The 5802-nt window shown below is 46.1% G+C and carries 6 protein-coding genes; 2 read left to right on the top strand and 4 right to left on the bottom strand.

Features of this window, described 5'->3' with window-relative positions:
* The coding region (locus VIP81_RS10600; protein WP_331959636.1) for an alpha-ketoacid dehydrogenase subunit beta at positions 1 to 815 on the top strand (815 nt) is incomplete at its 5' end.
* A 318-nt stretch (positions 816 to 1133) separates the two neighbouring features.
* Here the strand turns inward: VIP81_RS10600 and VIP81_RS10605 are convergent.
* From VIP81_RS10605 to VIP81_RS10615, 3 genes are all read right to left on the bottom strand, one after another.
* Positions 1134 to 1676, bottom strand: coding sequence for an O-acetyl-ADP-ribose deacetylase (locus tag VIP81_RS10605; RefSeq protein ID WP_331959639.1), 543 nt, complete (start codon positions 1674 to 1676; stop codon positions 1134 to 1136).
* A 3-nt stretch (positions 1677 to 1679) separates the two neighbouring features.
* Complete coding sequence (locus tag VIP81_RS10610; RefSeq protein WP_331959642.1) at positions 1680 to 2459, bottom strand: NYN domain-containing protein; 780 nt, start codon at positions 2457 to 2459, stop codon at positions 1680 to 1682.
* A gap of 120 nt (positions 2460 to 2579) precedes the next feature.
* Entirely contained in the window at positions 2580 to 3050 is a 471-nt protein-coding gene (locus VIP81_RS10615) for a Dps family protein (protein WP_331959645.1), read from the bottom strand.
* Positions 3051 to 3225: 175 nt separating this feature from the next.
* Here VIP81_RS10615 and VIP81_RS10620 point away from each other — a divergent pair, with 175 nt between their 5' ends.
* Positions 3226 to 4404, top strand: coding sequence for an MFS transporter (locus tag VIP81_RS10620; protein WP_331959648.1), 1179 nt, complete (start codon positions 3226 to 3228; stop codon positions 4402 to 4404).
* 117 nt (positions 4405 to 4521) lie between these two features.
* Here the strand turns inward: VIP81_RS10620 and VIP81_RS10625 are convergent.
* The coding region (locus VIP81_RS10625) for a DNA recombination protein RmuC (RefSeq protein ID WP_331959651.1) at positions 4522 to 5802 on the bottom strand (1281 nt) is incomplete at its 5' end.

Here is a 5802-nt window from a genome sequence, read left to right on the forward strand (position 1 = left end):
ACAGGGTACGCAACACCCCTTTATGTGAAAGCGCTGTTATTGGCGCTGCCCTGGGATTGTCTATCGCTGGATTCAAGAGTGTGGTGGAAATGCAGTTCGCCGATTTCGTTACCTGCGGTTTTAACCAGGTGGTAAATAACCTGGCCAAAATACATTACCGCTGGGGACAACATGCCGATGTGGTGATCCGTATGCCTACTGGTGCCGGCGTTGGCGCCGGTCCCTTTCATTCTCAAAGCAATGAAGCCTGGTTCACACACGTTCCCGGTCTCAAAGTAGTGTACCCAGCCACCCCTGCAGATGCCAAAGGCTTGCTCACAGCGGCTATTGCCGACCCTAATCCGGTCATGTACTTTGAACATAAAGCGCTATATCGCAGCATCAGCGGCCCTGTGCCGGAGCATTACTATACCATTGAAATAGGCAAAGCCGCGCTGGTACAGCCTGGAGAAGAAATCAGCATTATCACCTATGGCAGTGGCGTACATTGGGCTATGGAGTATGCTGCACAGCACCCGGAGATATCTATCGGTATCCTGGACCTGCGCACCCTGGTACCATTGGATTATAGCGCTATCCGGGATATAGTGTCGGCTACCGGCAAGGTACTGGTGCTCCACGAAGATACCCTGACTGGTGGCTTTGGCGCCGAAATCAGCGCCTGGATCGCCGAACACTGTTTTTCCCTGCTGGATGCCCCGGTGATGCGGTGTGGCAGCCTGGATACTCCTATTCCATTTGCCGGCGCACTGGAAAAAAATTTTCTCGCCAAATCAAGACTGGATACGTGTATACAGCAATTAACCGCCTGGTAATAAATCCTTTCATTGGGAATATGCCCCGAAAGTTTTAATTTGCATCCGGAATTAAATAAATCATTATACTATGTTGATGAATCTTTTAACAGTAGTACACACCACCAACTTTTATAAAGTTGGCGATAGTATTGGTCATTTCTTGGCACCTGTAGCCATTATAGTTTTTGCTGCTATGTTTATCTACGCCTGGGCGAAGTACGCAAAACTCTAACAGCATCGCTTTTTCACATCGCACTATAAAACAAAAGGCTTCCTTTAAACGGGAAGCCTTTTGTATAGCTGCTAGTATGGCGGATTAACCGCGTCCGGCAGCAATTATTCTTCGGGGCGGATATTCAGGTTGTAGTACTGCTCTGTGTAACGCAGATTCTCTTCATCGAAACACACAAAAATCACCTCTTCCATTTCCGGATGTGTTTCCAGAAATTTCACTACGGTATCCATGGCAATAAATGCCGCAAGGTCTTTCGGGAAATGATAAATCCCTGTACTGATATTAGGGAAGGCTACTGACGTTAAGTGATGCCTGTGGGCCAGCTCCAGGGAATGACGGTAGCAGTTGGCCAACAATGCTTCTTCGTTGTATGTTCCGTTATTCCATACCGGGCCCACAGTGTGGATCACATGCTTCGCGGGTAAGCGTCCTGCTGAGGTAATCACGGCTTCACCGGTTTTGCAACCGCCCTGCCGGGCTATTATAACTCTGCAATCGGCCAGTACGGCTGGTCCTCCAGCTCTGTGAATAGCACCGTCTACCCCGCCACCGCCCAATAATGAGGAGTTGGCGGCGTTGACAATAGCGTCTGCTGTTATTTTGGTGATATCACCTTGTATGATCCTGATTCGTCTGTATGCCATGGGTTATACTGTTCGTACATATACCAGTTTCCCGGTTTTCTTGCCACTTTCCCGGATGTCAATTTCAAAGTTGGGAAAGCTTTTCAGTAACTGTAATAATTTATTGAAGCCATAGTTGCGGGCATCAAAGTCCGGCTGTTTCTTCAACAGCAAATTTCCTAACTCACCGAGGTAGGCCCATCCATCTTCGTCTGCTATATCGTTTACACTGGTAGAAAGTAGGGTGATCAATTGTTTATCGGCCTTACTGATGCTATTCCGTTTTCCCTTACTGGCTTTTGGTTTGCCACCGGTATCGGTATCAGCGTCGGTGTCAGTATCAGTATCCGTTTTTTTCCTGACCTGTAATATTTCCAGGTAAATAAACTTATCGCAGGCAGCCCGAAAAGCACTGGGCGTTTTCTGTTCTCCCATGCCGTACACCCGCATACCGGCTTCCCTCAGGCGGGTGGCCAGTCGTGTAAAATCACTGTCGCTGGACACGAGGCAAAAACCATCTACCCGACCGGTATACAAAATATCCATGGCGTCGATGATCATCGCCGAATCTGTTGCATTTTTGCCGGAAGTATAACTATACTGTTGAATAGGCGTAATGGCGTAGTCGAGCAGCACCCCCTTCCACCCTACCACTGTTGGTTTGGTCCAGTCGCCATAAATTCTTTTAAAAGTGGGGTTGCCGTATTTCGCTACTTCTTCCAGCATGCCCTTGATGTTGTGATAAGGTATATTATCGGCATCTATCAGTACCGCCAGGCGGAGGTCACTCGTAGTATTATCCATTTTTTATTGTTTTTGGGATGAAGAGGTGACACTAACAAATGTAGCCAATTACTTAAAACTAAAAACGTGTTAGTGACAGCCTGTTACTGTTACCAACACGTTGCTTATATGAATGCGATATTATTTGAGATAAGAACGAATCATCCAGGCCAACTTCAGGTGTTTTTGCAGCATTTGGGTGGCAAAATCAGCAGCGCCTTTGTCTTTGTATTTTTCGTCAAATTCGTCTATCAGTCTGCGCAGATTACGAACAATTGTTTCGTGATCATCCAGTAATTCCTGCAGTTGTTTTTTCTGGTTATTGGAATACTCTGATTCCAGGAGGTTGGTGAGCTTTAATACGTCTGCATAGCGGCCTTCTGCATAATGCCCGATGGAGCGGATATATTCTGCTACTTCATCTGCATATTCTTCCAGCTCTTCATATTGTTCTTCATAGAACTTATGCATTTCCATGAAGTTGTCGCCTTCAATATTCCAGTGAGAGTTGCGTGTTTTAGCATAGATCACTAATTCATCTGCCAATACTTTATTTAATTCTAATGCTATTTTCTTTGTGTTTTCTGCTGAAACACCAATGTCGATTTTCATATCCTTGAATTTTTTTGGTTATTTAAATTTACGACTTCGGGAGATAGTTAGCTATGACGGTTGTCATGATTTAACAGCCGGTTAATATAAACAGGCTTTGCCCTGTTTTTGTTCATGCTCCCGGAGGTGTCAATTACTTTGCTAAAATTGTACCATTGTTCCTAATTTTGTGTGCATGTATCAGTCGACGGAGAGAATTTACAGTCTTCATTTTATTCTACTTTGCCTTAGCAATGCTCTTTTTTCTGCCAGCTTCAATATGATGATTCCTGAGCTGCCGGCTTATCTTACCCGGATGGGGGGCGCTGATTACAAAGGATATATTATTGGCTTGTTTACTTTGATGGCAGGACTTTCCCGACCCTTCAGCGGTAAACTTACGGATACGATAGGACGTGTGCCTGTTATGATTTTTGGCTCACTGGTATGTGTTATTTGCAGCTTAATGTACCCGATAATAAGTTCTGTAGGGGCTTTCCTGCTGTTAAGATTCTTTCATGGATTTTCAACGGGCTTTAAACCTACCGGTACATCTGCCTATGTGTCTGATATGGTGCCGGTAACGCGTCGGGGAGAGGCGATGGGCATGGTAGGTTTGTTCAGCACCATTGGAATGGCGATGGGGCCTGCCATTGGCGGTTTTGTAGCGGTACGATGGAATATTAACATTATGTTCCAGCTGTCGGCGGTATTTGCATTATTGTCTGTGGTAATACTGATCGGGATGAAAGAAACGCTGGTGAATAAGCAGCGGTTCCGGTTTTCATTGTTGAAGATCTCCGGTAATGAAATTTTCGAGCCGCTGGTATGGTCGCCGGTGATCATTACTTTCCTCACCTATTTCAGCTATGGTGCTATCCTTACAGTGATTCCTGATTTCAGTGCCTTCCTGGGTATTTCCAATAAGGGATTGTTCTATACTTTTTTCACAGCCAGTTCTATTGGGATTCGTTTATTGGCAGGGAAGGTATCTGACCGGTATGGCCGCGTGCCGGTATTAAAGATTTCCGCTGTGTTGATGGCGGGTTCTATGCTGATGATGGGGCTTGCCGGAAGTAGTACACTCCTGATGGCGGCAGCTGTTTTGTACGGCATCTCTGTAGGACTTAACGCGCCGGCAGTTACTGCATGGACCGTAGATCTGGGCCGGCCGGAACACCGTGGCCGTGCACTCGCCAGTATGTATATTGCAATGGAAGCAGGTATTGGGCTGGGGGCTTATTTCTCTGCATTTATTTATAACAATCAGTCCGTTAATTTCCCGCTTACGTTTTATGTGATTGCAGGTATCACGCTGATGGCTACACTGTACCTCAGCTTTGTGTATAGACCGCAGCAGGCGAGCGTTCGATGATCCAGGCGTTATAATGAAGGCTGCTGCTGTTCGGCTCCCGAAAGTGTTCGATACAGGAACTGTTACCATCCAGGACTGCTCCCGAAAGCATTCCGTGGTACCGTAATGGCGGGCCCGTTATTCCTCTTCCGTTACTGTGTTTTCCTGGCCATTGACAGCTATTGCTGCTTGCGGAACTGCTTCTTCTTCGGGTGGAAATTCTGCCGGAATCACTGTTATCCGATCTTCTTCCGGTGGCTGTAAATCTGCGATCATTTCTTTGGGTAATACTTTCTTATTATCCAGTCCCAGTTTACGCATTTTTTCCGCCCGGCCTACGAGGTTGCCATTACCAGAGTTAAGCTTGTTCATAGCGTCTTCATAGGAATGCTGACTACGCTTCAGGTGTGCGCCGATGTAGCCCATATCTTCCGCAAAGCCTACAAATTTATCGTAGAGGGCACTACCCTGCCGCACAATTTCTTCTGCATTCTTATTCTGTTTATCCAGTCGCCACATGTTATCAATAATACGCATGGTGGCCAGCAAAGACGGTACACTTACCAGAATGATCCTTTTACGGAAAGCGAAATCGTACAGATCTTCTTCCTGCTGCATAATGGCCAATGCATAAGCTGGTTCAATGGGGATAAACAGCATCACAAAGTCCGTCGTGTTTTTATACAGTGTATGATATGCTTTGGCACTTAATTCACTGATGTGATTTTTTACAGACTGCAGGTGCATTTTCAGTGCATACTTCTTATCCTCTTCATTACCTGCACTACAATATTGTTCATATGCTTTCAGTGATACTTTGGAATCTATGACCAGCTGCCGGTTTTCCGGGAGCTGTATGATCAGATCCGGCTTTCTTAGCTGCCCGGTTTCATCCCGTTGAGCATCCTGGGTAAAGTAGTGTACGCCTTTTTCCAGGCCGGATGCTTCCAATACCCTTTCCAGTATCATTTCTCCCCAATTACCCTGTTTCTTGGTATCTGCTTTCAGGGCGTTGGTCAGGTTATTCGCTTCTTTCGACAGGGTTTGATTCAGCTGTAATAAGCGTTGCAGCTCATTCTTCAGCTCTGAACGCTGGGCAGTTTCCGCCACCAGTGATTGTTGTACGCTACTGCGGAAGTTGTCGATCTTCTCGGACAATGGTTTCAGCACATCATCCATTTTCACTTTGTTCTGCTCCATAAAGGTACCCGAGATGCGTTGCAGAAGCTGCTGGGCAATATTTTCAAACTGTACTTTGAATTCCTGCTGTACCTGCTGCAGCCGGTCTTTTTCCCCTGTCAGCTGTTGTTGCAGGTATTTATTTTGCTCCATGAGCCTTCCCTGCTCAGACATCAGTACAGAGAATTCTTCGTTGATCCGTTCCAGTTGCTGCTGCTTTTCTTTCACCAGCATCGCCTT

The sequence above is a fragment of the Chitinophaga sp. genome, from assembly GCF_036566945.1.
Taxonomy (GTDB): domain Bacteria; phylum Bacteroidota; class Bacteroidia; order Chitinophagales; family Chitinophagaceae; genus Chitinophaga.